This window comes from Komagataeibacter diospyri (genome assembly GCF_043995075.1).
GTDB classification, from domain to species: Bacteria; Pseudomonadota; Alphaproteobacteria; order Acetobacterales; family Acetobacteraceae; genus Komagataeibacter; species Komagataeibacter diospyri.
In genome coordinates this window covers 501,980-518,558 of sequence record NZ_CP171836.1, presented here as the reverse complement: position 1 = coordinate 518,558, position 16,579 = coordinate 501,980, and the positions used below count along the sequence as shown (strand labels likewise).

14 protein-coding genes and 1 pseudogene are annotated in these 16,579 nt (G+C 57.9%); 4 read left to right on the top strand and 11 right to left on the bottom strand.

Features of this window, described 5'->3' with window-relative positions; all coding sequences use genetic code 11:
• Positions 1 to 40: 40 nt before the first annotated feature.
• Together glgA and glgP are read right to left on the bottom strand one after the other, a co-directional pair.
• The gene (gene glgA / locus ACE2AA_RS02375; protein ID WP_395370971.1) at positions 41 to 1,663 is read right to left on the bottom strand and encodes a glycogen synthase GlgA; all 1,623 of its coding nucleotides are present in this window, start codon (positions 1,661 to 1,663) and stop codon (positions 41 to 43) included.
• Positions 1,664 to 1,891: 228 nt separating this feature from the next.
• Positions 1,892 to 4,399 carry an alpha-glucan family phosphorylase gene (gene glgP / locus ACE2AA_RS02370; protein WP_395370970.1) on the bottom strand — a complete coding sequence of 836 codons (2,508 nt, stop codon included), beginning with the start codon at positions 4,397 to 4,399 and terminating at the stop codon, positions 1,892 to 1,894.
• Positions 4,400 to 4,664: 265 nt separating this feature from the next.
• Here glgP and mgrA point away from each other — a divergent pair, with 265 nt between their 5' ends.
• The gene (gene mgrA, locus ACE2AA_RS02365) at positions 4,665 to 5,690 is read left to right on the top strand and encodes an L-glyceraldehyde 3-phosphate reductase (protein WP_141259704.1); all 1,026 of its coding nucleotides are present in this window, start codon (positions 4,665 to 4,667) and stop codon (positions 5,688 to 5,690) included.
• Positions 5,691 to 5,872: 182 nt separating this feature from the next.
• On the opposite strand, the gene ACE2AA_RS02360 is transcribed toward mgrA, so the two are convergent.
• The 3 genes from ACE2AA_RS02360 to ACE2AA_RS02350 form a co-directional block, all read right to left on the bottom strand.
• Positions 5,873 to 6,061 (bottom strand): hypothetical protein, encoded by a 189-nt coding sequence (locus ACE2AA_RS02360; protein ID WP_141298870.1) that lies wholly within the window; start codon positions 6,059 to 6,061, stop codon positions 5,873 to 5,875.
• Positions 6,062 to 6,189: 128 nt separating this feature from the next.
• The gene (locus tag ACE2AA_RS02355) at positions 6,190 to 6,723 is read right to left on the bottom strand and encodes a DUF4142 domain-containing protein (RefSeq protein WP_395370968.1); all 534 of its coding nucleotides are present in this window, start codon (positions 6,721 to 6,723) and stop codon (positions 6,190 to 6,192) included.
• A gap of 225 nt (positions 6,724 to 6,948) precedes the next feature.
• A complete protein-coding gene (locus ACE2AA_RS02350; RefSeq protein ID WP_154670657.1) occupies positions 6,949 to 7,116 on the bottom strand; it encodes a general stress protein in 168 nt (55 codons plus the stop codon).
• A 385-nt stretch (positions 7,117 to 7,501) separates the two neighbouring features.
• On the opposite strand from ACE2AA_RS02350, the gene ACE2AA_RS02345 reads away from it, so the two are divergent.
• The gene (locus ACE2AA_RS02345; protein ID WP_141259701.1) at positions 7,502 to 7,969 is read left to right on the top strand and encodes a hypothetical protein; all 468 of its coding nucleotides are present in this window, start codon (positions 7,502 to 7,504) and stop codon (positions 7,967 to 7,969) included.
• Between the two features lie 51 nt (positions 7,970 to 8,020).
• Here the strand turns inward: ACE2AA_RS02345 and ACE2AA_RS02340 are convergent, their stop codons facing one another.
• Positions 8,021 to 8,710: a YfdX family protein gene (locus ACE2AA_RS02340; protein WP_395370965.1), complete on the bottom strand. Its 690-nt coding sequence runs from the start codon at positions 8,708 to 8,710 to the stop codon at positions 8,021 to 8,023.
• 174 nt (positions 8,711 to 8,884) lie between these two features.
• On the opposite strand from ACE2AA_RS02340, the gene ACE2AA_RS02335 reads away from it, so the two are divergent.
• On the top strand, positions 8,885 to 9,271 hold the full coding sequence (locus tag ACE2AA_RS02335; RefSeq protein ID WP_141259699.1) for a VOC family protein: 387 nt from the start codon (positions 8,885 to 8,887) through the stop codon (positions 9,269 to 9,271).
• Positions 9,272 to 9,515: 244 nt separating this feature from the next.
• On the opposite strand, the pseudogene ACE2AA_RS02330 reads toward ACE2AA_RS02335, so the two are convergent.
• Positions 9,516 to 9,647: pseudogene (locus ACE2AA_RS02330) on the bottom strand (IS5/IS1182 family transposase); the annotation flags it as partial.
• A gap of 899 nt (positions 9,648 to 10,546) precedes the next feature.
• On the opposite strand from ACE2AA_RS02330, the gene ACE2AA_RS02325 reads away from it, so the two are divergent.
• Positions 10,547 to 11,014 (top strand): DUF3574 domain-containing protein, encoded by a 468-nt coding sequence (locus ACE2AA_RS02325; protein WP_395370964.1) that lies wholly within the window; start codon positions 10,547 to 10,549, stop codon positions 11,012 to 11,014.
• 21 nt (positions 11,015 to 11,035) lie between these two features.
• Here ACE2AA_RS02325 and ACE2AA_RS02320 read toward each other — a convergent pair whose 3' ends face one another.
• From ACE2AA_RS02320 to ACE2AA_RS02305, 4 genes are all read right to left on the bottom strand, one after another.
• Positions 11,036 to 11,836, bottom strand: a complete 801-nt coding sequence (locus ACE2AA_RS02320; protein ID WP_395370962.1) for an SDR family NAD(P)-dependent oxidoreductase — start codon at positions 11,834 to 11,836, stop codon at positions 11,036 to 11,038.
• Positions 11,837 to 12,014: 178 nt separating this feature from the next.
• A complete protein-coding gene (locus ACE2AA_RS02315; protein ID WP_395370961.1) occupies positions 12,015 to 12,758 on the bottom strand; it encodes a CDP-diacylglycerol diphosphatase in 744 nt (247 codons plus the stop codon).
• 17 nt (positions 12,759 to 12,775) lie between these two features.
• Positions 12,776 to 14,263 carry a peptide MFS transporter gene (locus ACE2AA_RS02310; RefSeq protein WP_395370960.1) on the bottom strand — a complete coding sequence of 496 codons (1,488 nt, stop codon included), beginning with the start codon at positions 14,261 to 14,263 and terminating at the stop codon, positions 12,776 to 12,778.
• A gap of 294 nt (positions 14,264 to 14,557) precedes the next feature.
• Positions 14,558 to 16,546 carry a CocE/NonD family hydrolase gene (locus ACE2AA_RS02305; RefSeq protein WP_395370958.1) on the bottom strand — a complete coding sequence of 663 codons (1,989 nt, stop codon included), beginning with the start codon at positions 16,544 to 16,546 and terminating at the stop codon, positions 14,558 to 14,560.
• Positions 16,547 to 16,579 lie beyond the last annotated feature (33 nt).

Here is a 16,579-nt window from a genome sequence, read left to right as displayed (position 1 = left end):
TATGTAATGACGCCGTCGAACAGCTGTGGCCGTGCCCCGGTTATGGCGCGGCCAGTGGACGGGACAGGCGGGGCGGTCGCCGGGCAATGGTACGCCTGCGGCCTTCACGCAGGCTCATGCCCATATCCGCCCCACCAGGCAGGCAGATCACATTGGAGCGCGCAGGTGCGGACAGGTCCATGCCCAGCACTTCGGCAAACAGCATGACGTAATGCGCGGCCTTGTCATTCCATGACACGTCATACCCTGCGCCATTGTGCTGAAGCTGGCGCCATGCCGCCCGGTTACGACGGTAAAGGGCACGCGCGCGGTTAACGCCGGCGACAAGTGTTTCCCCATCCACAGGTGCAAACAGGAATCCCGTTGCCCCACCTCGCGCCAGTGCCGCCGGGTTGGCATCTACGATGGTATCCGCCAGTCCCCCCACCCGCGATGCAATCGGTACGGCCCCGTAACGTAGCGCCCCAAGCTGGGTCAGCCCGCAGGGTTCAAAGCGCGAAGGGATAAGCAGCGCGTCCACGGCTGCGGGCACGCGGTGGCCCAGTACCTCACTATACCCGATATGGCATGCGAACCGGCCGGGGAACCGCCGGTTCAGGGTGACAAGATCGCGTTCAATATCCCGGTCCCCTTCCCCCACTACAATGATCTGGGTATTGCCCGCCAGCAGGCGGTCCGTGACATCAGCCAGCAGATCGATGCCCTTCTGCGCAGTCAGGCGGCTGACAATGCCGACCACAAAGGCATTCGGGTCAGCCCATAGGCCGAACTGCGCCTGTAGGTCACGCTTGTTGGGCACGCGCCCGCTCATGTCCCCCACCACGTAGGGAAAATGTACCGCCGGATCGCTGGCAGGGTTCCAGATGTCGGTGTTGATTCCGTTCAGGATGCCTTCCAGCCTGTCGCCGCGATGACGCAGCAGGCCGTCCAGTCCCATACCACCCTCAGGCGTCTGGATTTCCTGCGCATAGCTGGGGGAAACGGTGGTGATCCGGTCGGAATAGTACAGCCCGGCCTTGAGGAAGCTGATCGCGCCATAGCATTCGCACCCTTCGACCGAGAACGCTTCGGGTGGCAGGCCGAACTGCGTCAGGCAGGTCGCAGGAAAACGCCCCTGAAACGCAAGGTTGTGGATGGTCTGGACCACTGGCGTGCGGGACGTTCCCATCGCGATGCTGTCATGATGCAGGTACGCCGCCACAAGCCCGGCCTGCCAGTCATGCGCCTGCACGATATCGGGACGGTACTGGTCAATGTGGCCCTGCGCGATATTGGCGGCCATGCGCGACAGGACCGCAAAACGGATGCCGTTATCAGGCCAGTCCTGCCCATCGGGGCACATATAGGGGTTGCCTGGACGGTCAAACAGGTCGGGTGCGTCCAGGATCAGCAGGTCCAGCCCCGCGACGGTTGCGGACCATAATGTGACCGCATGTCCCAGCAGGCTGTCCATATGGGCCGCCACCCGCCGTTCGCGCGCTGCCGCCATGACCGCAGGATACCCCGGCAGCAGCGTCGTGACCATGACACCATAGGGGGCAAGCGCTGCAGGCAGCGAACCTGCCACATCCCCCAGCCCCCCCGTCTTGACGAAGGGAAACATCTCTGCCGTGACGGACAGCAGCCGGATTGGGGAAAAGAAGGTGGTAACCGCACGGACCATCGGCCTGTTTCCTTGCAGGGGGAAAAACCGGTCATATTTTCTGGTTCTAGGACAGTTAACGGGGCATGGACTGCATGGTCTCACCAACACGGTTATGTGATCGTGTATCTGCGTTCCATTACTTATGAATATTTTTCAGAATTCAGGAGTATAATGAAAATGGCAATTATGTGACGGCATTCCTGAATATAGTCCGGCCATTATTATTTCACCGCGCAGGGACCGCACCTATTTCTGCCATGTGATGAATGCGGCTTCCAGCGGAATGGACGCATCGGGGTGAAAGCCCACGACCCGTGGCGTATAATCCGTGGCGGCACGCGCGGCATCCACTTCCGCACTGTAGGTCAGTTGCCCGTCCGCCACGCCCGCCACCAGTGTCATCAGAACGATGACCGGCGTCCCGGCGGTCCCATCGGCGTAAAGCTGCACCTGCACCATGTCCGGCGTAATCGATCCCAGATGTACCCCGACACTGATACGCCAGCGGTCCGCCACGCGTGCAGCCTGCAGCGCGCCAAAGCGTATTTCATGCCACCGTGCCGCCAGTGCCTGCTGCCAGCGCCCGATGGCCGCCGCTTTCGCCCCACCATCGGCCAGACGCGCGCGGTAGGCGGCAGTGGCCGGCAGGTAGAACCGCTGCGTATAGTCGCGCACTGCCCGGTTAGCCGAAAAACGCGGGGTCAGCCGGGCCATGCTTTCACGCATGACCGCAACCCATCCCTGCGCAATTCCGGCCCCGTCTCGCTGATAGAACAGGGGGACAATTTCGTTTTCCAGCAGGGTGTACAGGCAATCCGCATCATGCGCGTCACGCTGGGGACCTTCGCCATGATCCATGCCATCCCCGATGACCCAGCCGACATCCGGCGCGCCCGCTTCGGCCCACCATCCATCGGGTTCGGACACGTTCAGGCCACCGTTGACCAGTACCTTCATACCGCTGGTACCGCATGCTTCCCACGGGCGCAGGGGCGTATTGACCCACAGGTCCACCCCTTCCACCAGCCGCCGGGCGATGGACATGTCATAATCAACCAGGAACGTTACATGGCCACGCAGGTCGGGCCGCCGGATGAAATCCATCCACCGCGTAATCAAGGCCTGCCCTGCCATGTCCTGCGGATGCGCCTTGCCCGCGACCACCAGTTGCACGGGGTGGTCCGCACCGGTCAGGATGCGGGCCAGCCTGTCGGGATCATGCAGCAGCAGGTCAGGACGTTTGTAGGCAGCAAAGCGGCGTGCGAAACCGATGGTCAGGACATCCGGATCGAACCCCGGCGGCGGCATGCCGCAATCATGCTGCCCACCCGTGAAGCATGAACGCGCGCTGTGCTGTCCTGTGATGAACCCGACCAACGCCGCACGGGCCTGCGTGCGGGTATGCCACAGATCATGGGCGGGGATGGCGCGGATGCCATGCTCCACCTCATCCAGAGTGCCAAGCCAGCGGTCCTTGCCCGCGGCACTGGTCCACAATGCATCGGCGGCGGCGCTGTCCCACGTGGGTACATGCACCCCGTTGGTGACATGGGATACCGGCACCTGAACCTGTGGCCAGCGGGGGAACAGCGGGTTGAACAGGCTGCGGCTGACCTGTTCATGCAGGCGGCTGACGGCATTGACCGCGCAACTGACACGCAGCGCCAGCCAGGCCATGTTGAAGGCGGTATCAGGGGATGCGCCATCGCCCTGCCCCAGCACAAGAATCTCGGCAATGTCGGTACGCAGGTCATGCCGGGCGTAAAAGTCCAGATGCCGCCGGACCAGTTCCGGGGCGAAGCGGTCAAATCCCGCAGGCACTGCGGTATGGGTGGTAAAGACCGTGCCCGCGCGCGCAATGGTCAGGGCATGGGCAAACGGAATGCCAAGGTCTTCCATCAGGCCACATGCACGTTCAAGGGCTGCAAAGGCGGCATGGCCTTCGTTTAGATGACAGACATCGGGCCGCAGCCCCAGCACACGCAGCAGGCGCCATCCCCCGATGCCCAGCACCAGTTCCTGACGCAGGCGCAGGGTATCGTCCCCACCATAAAGCTGGGTTGTAATACAGCGGATATCAGGGGGATTATCGGGATCATTGGTATCCAGAAGGTAAAGTGCCGTCCGCCCCACCCGTGCGCGCCATGCGCGTAGCCAGACCTGCCCCGTTGCAATCCGGAACGGCACGCGCAGCCGGTCGCCATTGCCATCGCATACCGGGGAAAGCGGCAGCTGGGCGGGATCATTGATGGGATACAGGGCTTCCTGCTGCCCGGTGGCGGAAAAACCCTGCCGAAAATATCCCTGCGCATAAAGCAGTCCCACGGCCACGACCGGCACGCCAAGGTCGCTGGCGGCCTTCAGCTGGTCCCCTGCCACATTGCCCAGGCCGCCGGAATAGATGGGCAGGGCCTCATCCAGCATGTATTCCATGCTGAAATAGGCAATGGTGGGTGACGGGGTACGGGTGCAGACCTGCGTAAACCATGCCGGTTTTTTCTGGCTCCCGGCATGAGCCTGAGCCAGTTGCGCCAGCATGTCACGAAAATCCGGCGTTGCCAGCAGGCGGCGCAGGTGGCTGCGCGGCGTGTTGAGCAACACGGTCCACGCATTATGCGTATGGTCCCATATATCGGGTGCAAGCTGGCGCCACAGCCGGTCCGTGGCATGATTCCATGTCCAGTGCAGGTCCAGCGCCAGATCGATCACGGCCTGTTCATCACCGGTGCTGCATGGTGGCGTCATATCGCTCATGGCGCTACATTCCTGCTGGGATCGGGAACATGTATGGCAGACGCCCGTCATTACATGGCCTGCAGGCAACGCACCCTGAACGGGGCAGTTGCACGAAGCCTGCCACGCGGCATTGACGGTTCAATGCACATGCGCGCTTTATGGACAAAAGGCGGCGAGGCGGGATCAATCATCCTGCTGAGCTTCGCCCGTACCCGCACATGCGGAATACACCGGGCGCGACAGGCTCCATCCCCTACCCCACCGGACAGAAGGAAGAAATACCGTGACATGGGTTCCTGATATACAGCGATATGCACATGCCCCATTTCGCCGCTGCGGCCATTCGGGTATTGACCTGCCCCCCATATCACTCGGGCTATGGCATAATTTTGGTGGGGAAGATGTGTTCGAAACCGGGCGCGCGGTCATTCGCCGGGCGTTTGACCGCGGGGTCACGCATTTTGACCTGGCGAACAATTATGGCCCGCCCTACGGATCGGCCGAGGAAAATTTCGGCAGGATCCTGAAACATGACCTTGCCGCGTATCGTGATGAACTGCTCATTTCATCCAAGGCCGGATGGGATATGTGGCCCGGCCCTTACGGGGCTGGCGGGTCGCGTAAGTATATCCTTGCCTCCGCCGAACAGAGCCTGAAACGGATGGGGCTGGATTACGTGGATATTTTCTATTCACACCGTCCCACCCCCGATGTCCCGCTGGAAGAAACGGTCGGGGCGCTTGTGCAACTGGTCCGTCAGGGCAAGGCGCTGTATGTTGGCATTTCATCCTACAGCCCCGAACGCACCCGCGAAGCCGCCGGACTGCTGCGTGCCGAGGGCGTGCCGCTGCTGATCCACCAGCCGTCCTATTCCCTGCTGAACCGCTGGGTCGAGGTATCCCTGCTGGACACGCTGGCGGAACTGGGCGTGGGCTGTATTGCATTTTCTCCGCTGGCACAGGGACTGCTGACGAACAAATACCTCAATGGCGTACCGGAAGGGTCGCGTGCCATGGCGGGTTCTTCCTTCAATCCCGATATGCTGAGCGAGGAAAACCTGAACCATGTCCGCGCGCTGAACGATATCGCCGCAAAACGCGGTCAGAGCCTGGCACAGATGTCCATTGCGTGGGTGCTGCGTGACCCGCGCGTGACTTCCGCCCTGATCGGGGCACGCAATGTAGCGCAACTGGACAATTCTCTGGATGCGCTGGGCAACCTGTCCTTCAGCACGGAAGAACTTGCCCTGATCGACCAGTATGCACGTGATGGTAAAATCGACCTGTGGCGTGCGGTCAGCACGCTGTAGGGCATGCCTGTTGAAAAATAAAAGTCCGGATGCCGCATTTTTTTGAAAGGCGGCGTTTTCTGCAGCTTTTGAAAAAATCTTCCCCAGGAGCTTCTTTATAGTTCATGGGATTTATTAAACGAATGCCGATCCTTATGGACCGGCATTCGGGTCATGCGTGTTTCCGTGTTCATGACGGCATGTCAGAATTTGGGCAGCGGAATCTGCGGAAAGAACCAGCATACCATTGCGATCAGCGTGACGAAGAATACGACCATGCAACCGACAATAAAACCATGCCGTTTCTGCTCGGGCGTTGTGAAGGGCGGGGCGTGAGTGGGATCAACAGGGGCACGTCCATCCCGCGGATTTCCGTTTGATGAATACTTCATTGGAACCATCCTTTACCGGATATCCGGCTTCAACAGCATGCATTGCGGAAAGTTGCACCCGGCAGGGTAGTGCGGAATCACCATTGTGCGAAAAAAACAGCATGACATGGACACGGTGCCCCCGTCCCCTATTGCGGAAGTGACCTTGCCGCCTGCAGGTGGTTTTCAAGTGTTGGCAGGGTATTGGCTGCCCATGTCTTCAGGGCGGCGTTTTCGCCATTTTCAGCATAGCGGCGGAACAGGGACACGGCATCCTCGTGTGCTGACACCTGATCACTTCTGTACTGTAGTGCAAAATCGCGTCCATGCAGGGTCTTGAGCTTGTCCAGTTCGTCCTGATGGGTTTCATCCAATGCGGTCGGCTGCTGTATCTGCACGCTGTCACTATGGAGAAGATCCTGCAGGGCGGCGGATGTTTTCTTGTGGTCCGCGATCATTCTTGTCGCGAAATCCGTCAGGGCGGTATCATGGCTGTGCAATGCCAGTTCACTGGACTGGATTTCATACATGTCACTGATCGTCGCGATCTTGACAAAATCCTCCGTACGCGGGGCGACACCCATAAGGGAATTGATTCCCGTTTTTTCCGGTATGGACTGCGCCACGGCGGGAACGGACATGCATACAGCCAACCCCAGCATTGCCATCATGCTTTTCTTCATTGGGATTACTCCAGATATTTGAAAAACAGACCTGTTCCATGCTGCCAGGCCATCATCACAACGAACGGACGCATGACCCCTGCCCCCGTTCATCCACGATCCGGGTCAGATCGTCATGCCGGGCGCACAGGGCGGGCTGCCAACCGCATCAGCAGTTCCAGCCAGACTGACCATCTGCCCGAAAAACACGGAAGCCGTACAGGCCCCGCACGCATGTTCAGGTTTTTACGTATGCGCGGACGTTGTCATGCAGGCATCCTTCTGCCCGGCCTTCGCCGTGCGCTGCGGGTTTTCATAAAAATTACCCGGATTGTGCGTAGCGCCACCGCAAGTGCCGACAGAAGCCATGGTAATGATACTGGTGCGTTCGTGCAGGTTGATGCGATAAACCATGATCGTTCACCTTTCCCGGTTTTCGAGATTACAACCGCATATGGGATCCTTGTTTTTCCCCTTGCTCCGGTAGGTCTGTAGTGGGGAAGCAATCCTGAAGATACGCGCTGTGAACAGGTAAACGGGGCAGGATGCAGGCGGTTCCGGCCCTGCCGTACAAAATAAAAAAATAATATTCCCTTACGCATTCATGAATTATGTATCGAATTCACAATATAAAATTCACTGGCAATAACCTGTCCGCATCTTGAAATCGTTGCATACCAGTCGCATGTGAAAAAAATCATGACTGTGCGAGCGCGCGCCCGTGCAGGGTGCCATCTCATTTCCATACGATATGCCGGACCGTAAACTGCCCCCCTTACAGGAATGACGGAAGCCGTCCATGCAACATCTGTCACGCTTTGCCTTTGCCTGCGCCAGTGTCATGCTGATGCTGCTTGCGCTGCTGCTGCTGACATTCGGGATGATCGGCCTTCTGTCCGCTTTGGGCCATTCGTGGCATGCAGGCCGGAATGCCATATTACAGGCCATAAGCTATGTCGTTATTGCGGTCGCAGTGTTCGACGTGGCAAAATATTTTGTCGAAGAAGAAGTTATCCAGACAAGTGGCAAGAAAAGCCTGGGCGAAGCCCGCGCCAGCCTGACCAAGTTCATTACCACCATTATCATTGCGGTGTTCATAGAAGGACTGGTGGGTGTATTTGAAACCAATACCAGCGAACCTGCCGATATACTGTATCCTGCCAGCCTGCTGGTAGTGGCGACACTGATTGTCGTGTCCCTTGGCGTATTCCAGCGCATGAGCGTGGATGCCGAACGCGAAAAGAAAAAAGTCGGTGGAGATGAATGACCTCCACCGAACCGGATCCCGCGGCATGCGCGGGATCTGGCAGTCAGTCGCTTATTTCTTCGCCGGGGCCTGCTTCTGCCCCTGATCGGGAACGGCAGTTTCAGCAAAGTCTTCGGAAACGAATACCAGATTGTCAATAATCTGCTGCAGGGCTGCCGATGCCTCCTGAGGGTGACGGGCTTCGGTAAAGACGGTGGCACGGTTCACCGCACCCAGCGTCTGGTCCAGCGGCGTGATCGCCATGATGAAATCGGCATCTTCCGCGACAACCTGCAGCGTCTGCGCCGCCTGCTGGGTGTTGCCTGCCTTCAACTGGGTATTGGCGGTGGAAATGGCCGTCTTCTTTTCCAGTGCCAGCGTTTCGCTACCAATGACTTCACCACCAACCGGCACCCATGCCACCGGCGTCGTACCCACGACATGCCCGTTGGCTGCGGGATGCTGCGGGGCAGGCTGAAGGCTGTTTTCAGCTGCAATGAACTTGCTGTTCGCCTTACCTGCAGCGGTCAGGCGCTTTGTCGCGTCGTACAATGCGGGAATGGCAGCGTCGGTCTGGCCCCCGTCAAGGATCTGCTTCGCATTCAGGATATCAGCCATCGCGCGCTGTCCATCAGCGGACAGATGATTGAACGCACGGGTTACCTTGTATTTTTCCCAGTCCGTACGCAGCGATGCCGCATGCGCACCAAACGGTGCTGCAACCAGTCCGGTCACGACGGCCAGTGAAGTAATAAGACGCATGGTTTTCCTTTTCAGTAAACATATCAGGTCACTAATCAGCCTTGTCGCTGATTTCACCGGGTATTGTTACAAAAAATTGCTCAATGGTCCACGCTTATTCCGCGTTCCGGCGTGGTTGCCGCCCTGTCGCGGCTTATGCAATGATCGCTTCCGGACAGAACAGAGGAAACTTTCATGTTTACCCATATCGTAATCGGTTCGAACGATATTGAAGCCTCGAAAAAATTCTATGACAGCACCTTTGAAGCCCTTGATGTGCCGCCGTCAGAAATCAATGCCAAGGGCCGACTGGTTTACGCCGATCGCACCGGCCGCCTGGTCGTGACCAAACCCGTCAATGGCCAGCCCGCAACCGCAGCAAATGGCGGGACAATCGGTCTGCACGCCCGTTCGGAAGATGCGGTGCGCAAATGGCACGCGGCAGGCGTGGCCAATGGTGGCGTGACGTGTGAAAACCCGCCGGGCATCCGCCACCATGAATCCGGTGATCTGTTCCTTGCCTATCTGCGTGATCCGGCTGGCAACAAACTGTGCGCCATGTATCGCGTCCCGCCAGCATAAAGAAACGACACAGCTATTGCTGTATCAGGGGAACGATCACCGTCACGCGACGTATGTTCGTGATACCCCTGATAATACGTGCCCCTGCTTGCGCCTATGATACCGAGATGCAGGGGATACACCATGCTGCAGGCGAAGCGCATACGGATCGAACATTCCCGCACGGTGCAGATACAGGGTCATGTCACAACACGATCCAGCGTTTTGGCAGAACGACAAAACCCACGGTCTTGTCGGAGCGCCTGACGATTTTGACAATCCATTGACCGGATTGTGCAAGGTCCGCGCGCCAGGGATGGCACAGCCGCTTTCTCCGTGGCATCAGTGGAGCGATCAGGACCCGTTCCGTATCATGCAGGTCACTTGCATATTCCAGATCACCGCATCAATACTGCGCATGAGTGATTTCTCATTACAGGCCAACATGATCTCATCAGGTTGTTGCAAACCCGTGAATCGTCACCGGCTGAAATCACTCAATTCATTTTCGGCCAGGCCACAAGCAATATTTTTAATGATTTTTCTAACAATAGATGATAATATATGAACCAAACATGTAATACCTGCCAACATATATAAATAATCCATACTTTCCGGTTTTTTACAGGAGAATTTGATAGAAATATGGCCGAAAATACGACGATCTGAAGGAAAATATTTTCTTTCTGGTCAAGGCCGATTTTATATACACAATAATACTAAAATACTTATATTTTTTATTGATTTTATAATATAAAAAAAGAATTATTGATAAATTGCAGCATATAGAAAATGCGGACCAGCAATCCATTTCAACTCACAATATACTGAACATTGTCACATGCCGACGGGTCAGCTCGCGCCGTGAAACCGAAGGTACCTGAAAACCTGCTCAGGAAATATCCTGAAATCATAAAAAGTTTTTTTTGGTGAAGATTCTTCATAATATTGAAGAAAATACCGCCTTAAACAAAGATGACATCCTGAAACTTGTACTGTCCTTTAAAAAACATCCCTAAGAAAAATCCATCGGCCTGGAACCAGCAATTCAGAAAAAAACGGAATATGCCAGATTTCAGGGCACCCTTTGAGCCTGTCATCATCAAAGACAATCCGGACGCTTTCAATTTCCACGCCACCCGATGGCATGGTACACGCGGGCGGATGTGATAACCGCTGGCAGGCGGGAACCGGAGTTATGCCGCACTCTATCATGCCCCTTCTTCTGCTCTGGCTGGATGGCTTTGGATATACTACCCTGTCTTCCGGCCTGTATTCTTTGCGGAAGAATGAATAATGACGGCATATCGGCGTATCCTGCCTGTCCTGCTGATATTATTGGAGACAATAGGATGGGATCATCCCGGCAGAGCGCATGGTCTGCCTGCCCCTCCCGTCATAACCGATGCGACAGGATCAACCTGCGCGGCGTTGCATGCGCAGCCGGATGTGCGGATATCACTGCTGTTCGGCCTGAACCGTCCCCATAGCGGACGCGTTACGAAACGGGAATGGAATGCCTTCCTGCGCGATACGGTGGCACCACGCTTTCCCACCGGACTGTCCGTGTTGCGAGTAGAAGGACAATGGCAGGACCGCGAAAGCGGGCAGATCGGGCGTGAACCCGGCCGGATTGTATGGATCGTAACCTCGCCCGCCCCCGATCTGGCTGACCGCCTTGACGCCATCCGCCAGATTTACCGCACCCGTTTCCAGCAGCAGGCCGTGGGCGTGGTCATTACGGCAGGCTGTGACGCCTTCTGACAGCCCGCCGGAATAACAGGGTCAGATACCGCCGGAAATTGGCAGATTGACACCGGTCATGTAGCTGGAATCGTCACTGAACAGAAACGCCACCACACCGGGGATTTCGTTGATGTTGCCATAACGGCGCATGGGAATGCTGCTGATCATCTGCTGCGCCACTTCCTTGGGATTGGTGGAAAAATACTGGCTGCCCGCCTTTGCCTGCAGTTCTACCTGCCGGTCCCACATGAAACCCGGTCCCATGAAGGCAGGGCTTATGGCATTGACGCGGATGTTATAGGGGGCAAGGTCTTTGGCCGCGACCTCGGTCAGGCCAATGATAGCGAATTTGGATGCCCCATAGGCCGCCATGTTGGGCGGTCCCTGCACGCCCGCCATGCTGGCCGTATTGACAATCCGGCCGAATTTGCGCGCGACCATATGTGTTGAAACATGTCTGAGCACGTGGAACGCACCAACCACGTTGATCTGCATGACACGGGCGAAATCAGCCTCCGGATAATCCTGCACCGGGGCAAAGGCCCCCTGATAGCCCGCATTATTGAACAGGAAATCAATCTGACCCAGTTCCGCCACCACGGTTTCGACCGTCTGGCGGACCTGTTCGCTGTCCGTCACATCACAGGTATAGATGTTGATACGTACTTCATGTTCAAGCAGCGTGGCACGTGCCTGTTCCAGCTTGGCCGCATCAACATCCAGCAGCGCCAGATCGGCACCCTGACGGGCCAGACGGGTTGCCGTCGCAAGGCCGATATTACCGGCAGCACCCGTTACGACGGCCACTTTTCCTGAAAATGGAAGGGGAACACCAGACATATATATTTCCTTGATGACAAAAGGTCCGGATTACAGAAAGAAGACAACATACCCGTCCTGCCCCAGCGGGGGCGGATGTTGCAACGGCTTTATACGCCAGCGGGTTCAACGTGCCCCTGCTACAGGAAAATGTGAACGGAACCTGTCATGGCGTCGGCCAGCATAAAACCACATGCAATCAGGGCTGGGACTGGATCTGGCAGGTATGATCCTGCAATTCCTCCCCGGATGCACGGTCACCATGCACAAGGTCGACATGGTCATCAAGCATTACAAAACCCGGTTTTCCATCAGCCTGCCTGATACCCGCGATCACCAGTGTATGCCGCCCCATTTCCCGCGTGGGATCGGCCATGTCCCGCGCCAGCAGCGCAAAAGGCCGCACACCCGACAGGTCAGGCGCACTGAGCAGCCGGGCACGATAGGCATGGCCATACAGCGGCAGGGTGGTCCAGCCCGGACCAAGATGCGGCACCGCCTGACGCAGTGCAGCCCTGACATCGGGGCGGATGCAATCGACATGAATATGCAGCTGGTTCTGGCTGCGACCATAGACCGAATTTATGGCCAGGGACATGTCCTCCGCCGGCAGGGAATGGGACAGCCTGTGATTGACCCGCACCGTCTGCTGCCATGCATAGGCAAAGTAATCCGGCGCATCCCCACGCGTAATGGTGGGATCTTCCATACCCGTTATACGCTGCGTCGGGATCAGCAGGTACTGTCCGATCCCGACACGGTCCTTCAGCACGGCGTAACCGGCATGCGGGTCGGTTTTCTCACACGGACCAGCACCCGCATGCGGCACGCACTGCTCATGCACGATATGCCACAACACATCCGGGGAATGCGAACCGGCCACCATACGGCCACAGACCAGTCCCCCCACCAGCAGGCCCGCGACCCATAGCATCCTGTTCATGCCGCAATACCTGCCCCTCAATACGCCTGCTGACGCTCCCACCGCCTGACCAGTGGGAGCAGCAGGGCGAAGACCAGGGTGGCAAGCGCCGCAAGGCCGGTCAGGGACCGGAACAGATCACCGTAAATCCCCAGTGTCCGCGCGGCATCCATGCTGGCCGGGGCGGATGTATCGACAGCCGCCATGTTGGCGACAAGACTGCCGACATACATGGCAAACCCGATCAGCACATAATAACACCCCACCATGAAGGCACTGATGCGCGCGGGCACATAACGGGCGATTGCTGCAAGGCCAAGGCCGCTGATCATCAGTTCCCCCAGTGAAAGCGGGCCATACCCCACCAGCATCACCCATGGTGAGACAAGGGGCGATGCCGACAGGGCCACACTACCCCACCATATCAGGAACGACAGGGTCACACACCCGAAACCGATGATGAATTTGACCGCGATGCCCATGTTTATATGCCGTCGTCCCAACGCGGCATACGCAGCGACCAGCATCGGGGTGCCCGACATGATCCATAACGGATTGAAGCCCTGAAACTGCCCCGCTGAAAGCGAAAACAGATGCATGCTCCCCAGCATGAAATCCTTGCCGACATTGCGCAGGGCGAAGAGGGTGAGCGATGTCACCATCTGCTGGTAGAAAACGAAATACAGCGCTACTTCGAACGTCAGCAGATACATGATCTTCAGCCCGGGCCGCTCCGCGGCGGCCGCCCGCCTGTACACCATGACCCACGCCAGCAGGATCAGAATACCGGATACAACGACAAGTCCCCCCTGAATGGACGTGGAGGCAAAAACACGCGCAGCCAGTTCAACCGCAGCCCCCATTCCCACGACAACCGCCAGCACGCGCCATACCGGCACGGGACGGAAATCCGGGTCCGTACCGATATGGACCAGACGCGCACGGCGCAGGAAATAACAGCCCGTTCCCAGCCCAAGCCCTGCGGCGCAGGACACGAATGCTGCCCCCCAGCCGTAGGCCTGCTGCAACCAGGGGGTCAGGAACAGGGAAAAGGTCGAACCGACATTGATGGCCATGTAATAGAGCGTAAAGGCCACATCCAGCTTCTCGTCCTGCCCCCGGTATATGATGTTCACCATGTTGCACGAATTGGGCTTGAACAGGCCGTTGCCGACAACAATGACACCCATGGCCAGATAGAGGGCGCGCGCACTGCCCCCCATTTCCCCCAGCAGCAGATACCCCACGGCAAGGACAATGCCACCGGCCACCATCGTGCGCCGCGATCCCGTGACCCGGTCCCCCAGCCACCCGCCCACAACCGGCGCGGCGTAGGTCAGGGCGGAAAAGCTGCCCCACAGCATATTGGCCTGCGTATCGCGTAGACCCAGCTTCTGGACCATGTACAGCAGCAGGATCGCCTGCATGCCGTAAAAACCGAACCGTTCCCATGTTTCCATGGCCAGTACGACGCCAAACGCTGCGGAACGGTCCGTACGAGACGATATGGCGTCAGGATCATGCATCCGGACCGGCCTTAAAGGACTGTTTCAACAACAAACCATTGATAAAAAATCATAAAGACTTCCTGAATTGCCACTTTTTTCAAAAAGACTTTCTCATGATGGGCAGGACACTACACGGGAGTGATTCCAAGGGACCGTTTGAAAAATCATCTCATGACATTACCTTAAAATTGAAAGAGATTTTTTGGTGAAGCTTTTTCCAGAAGCTTAAGCGAACGCCGCCTCTCTGGAACGGAAGCGGCACCCAAAAAAATTTTATTGTTTTTGTTCAATAAGTTGTTTTGCATAAAGTCTTCAGGGCAGCACAGGCAGCCAGACGGCGGAAGGGTGAACAGGATCATGATAGATGTCCTGTGTCGCCGTCACATAATCCTGTGGACACGCCTGCAGGATATTGGGCACGAATTTCTGCGGGTTACGATCATATAGCGGGAACAGGCTGGACTGGATCTGGACCATGATCCGGTGCCCCGGCTGAAATACATGGTTGATGACCGGCAGGGTAAAACGGTAACGCTCCACCTGACCGGGAATAATGGCCGCAGGATGCGCGAAGTCATGGCGGTAGCGCCCACGGAATATGTCCATTGACACCGGCAGTTCATATCCACCCATTTCGGGACGGTCGGCAGTGGTGGGCGGGTTGACGTCAATCACCTTTACCACCCAGTCCGCATCCGACCCGGTGGTTGCGGCATACAGGTCCGCCACCGGCACGCCACTGACCCGGACAGGCGTGGTCAGGACCGGGGTTTCGTAGGTCAGGACATCGGGGCGGCTTTCAGCCGATCGCTGGTCCTGCACCAGCCATGTCTTCCACCGGTCCCCATCGGTTGCAAAGGAAAAGGGCCGGGCAAGGAATGGCACCGGATGCTGCGGGTCGGACACATAACTATCAGCTGCCTGCGCGCCCTGTCCGGGCTTATGGGTGGACAGGCCATGATCCGCCTGCACGAACAGGGGCTGGAGCGGGTGCGGGCACTGCCCGTCACAGGCCTGTGGCCAGTGATCGATATAATCCCACCGGTTCTGCCCGGTATTGTACAGGATGGCCTGCGGCAGGTGGACTGCGGGCGCGTTGGTGCGCAGGTACTGGTCAAAGAACGGACGCAGCACCTCATGGCGGAACTGTGATGCCGTATCCCCATCCCATTGCAATGGTCCCAGCGATGACCCGTCGTAATTGACCTGGCTATGCCGCCACGGTCCCATGACAATGACATTGGGAACCGTGGGGTGGGTGGCCTGCACCGACTGCCATGCGTGGATCGCCCCCCACATGTCTTCCTGATCCCACAGCCCTTCTACCCATAATGTCGGGATGGTCAGCCTGTGGCGCGCCAGAAGCTGGTCAAGGGCCTGCTGCTGCCAGAACGCATCATAGTCCGGGTGGGCCAGCATGCGTTGCCACCACGGGAACTGGTCCAGCCCCGCATCATGTGCGAACTGCTCCGCCGACCCGGCGGACAGGAAATTGCTGTAATCGTCCTGACCGACGCGCGGGATGGCATGGCCTTCGCCACGTTCGGACATCTGTTCGGTAAAATAATCAAGGCTGCCCTGACGGAACGCTCCGTAATGGTACCAGTCATCGCCCATCCAGCCATCGATCATGGGGCTTTCGGGGGCGGTGACCTTCAGCGCGGGATGCGGGTCCAGCAGGGCCATGACCACCGTAAACCCTTCGTAGGAGGAGCCGAGCATCCCCACCCGCCCATTACCCTGCGGCACATTATGGACCAGCCATTCTATGGTGTCCCATGCATCCGTCGTCTCGTCCGTGCGGGTCGGGTTCAGCGGGCCACGGGGGGGACGGGTCATGACATAGTCCCCTTCCGATCCATATTTTCCGCGAATGTCCTGAAACACGCGGATGTACCCCGCCTCGACAAAGGCATCATCGCCCTGAGGCAGGATGGAACGGATGTCAGGCGCGTCCGTAATACGGTTCAGCCGTTCGGATGCATGGTAGGGCGTGCGGGTCAGCAGCAGGGGCGCGTTTGTAGCATCACGCGGAATGACGATGACCGTGTGCAGTTTCACGCCATCGCGCATCGGGATCATGACATCGCGCTTGATATAATTGCGTGCGCTGGTGGGAAAGGCCACATGGACGGGGATATCGCTGCCGGTCTGCACGCTCAGCCCGGATGGGTTGGCCGCCTGCGAGGCGGCGGTGCCCGCGTCCCGGGATGCATGGGCCTGTCCGGCCAGCGTGCCCGACGCCATGGAGGCAAGCATGATCGCAAGGGAGGGTACATGCCGCCAGGAAAGTCGTTTCACGTCGATTCCACTCCACTACCGCCACGCGCGGTC

Excerpts from the sequence above, each read along its gene's own strand:
- glgA (WP_395370971.1), bottom strand. The coding sequence starts at position 1,663 with ATGGTCCGTGCGGTTACCACCTTCTTTTCCCCAATCCGGCTGCTGTCC.
- glgP (WP_395370970.1), bottom strand. The coding sequence starts at position 4,399 with ATGAGCGATATGACGCCACCATGCAGCACCGGTGATGAACAGGCCGTG.
- ACE2AA_RS02360 (WP_141298870.1), bottom strand. The coding sequence starts at position 6,061 with ATGAAGTATTCATCAAACGGAAATCCGCGGGATGGACGTGCCCCTGTT.
- ACE2AA_RS02355 (WP_395370968.1), bottom strand. The coding sequence starts at position 6,723 with ATGAAGAAAAGCATGATGGCAATGCTGGGGTTGGCTGTATGCATGTCC.
- ACE2AA_RS02350 (WP_154670657.1), bottom strand. The coding sequence starts at position 7,116 with ATGGTTTATCGCATCAACCTGCACGAACGCACCAGTATCATTACCATG.
- ACE2AA_RS02345 (WP_141259701.1), top strand. The coding sequence starts at position 7,502 with ATGCAACATCTGTCACGCTTTGCCTTTGCCTGCGCCAGTGTCATGCTG.
- ACE2AA_RS02340 (WP_395370965.1), bottom strand. The coding sequence starts at position 8,710 with ATGCGTCTTATTACTTCACTGGCCGTCGTGACCGGACTGGTTGCAGCA.
- ACE2AA_RS02335 (WP_141259699.1), top strand. The coding sequence starts at position 8,885 with ATGTTTACCCATATCGTAATCGGTTCGAACGATATTGAAGCCTCGAAA.
- ACE2AA_RS02325 (WP_395370964.1), top strand. The coding sequence starts at position 10,547 with ATGACGGCATATCGGCGTATCCTGCCTGTCCTGCTGATATTATTGGAG.
- ACE2AA_RS02320 (WP_395370962.1), bottom strand. The coding sequence starts at position 11,836 with ATGTCTGGTGTTCCCCTTCCATTTTCAGGAAAAGTGGCCGTCGTAACG.
- ACE2AA_RS02315 (WP_395370961.1), bottom strand. The coding sequence starts at position 12,758 with ATGAACAGGATGCTATGGGTCGCGGGCCTGCTGGTGGGGGGACTGGTC.
- ACE2AA_RS02310 (WP_395370960.1), bottom strand. The coding sequence starts at position 14,263 with ATGCATGATCCTGACGCCATATCGTCTCGTACGGACCGTTCCGCAGCG.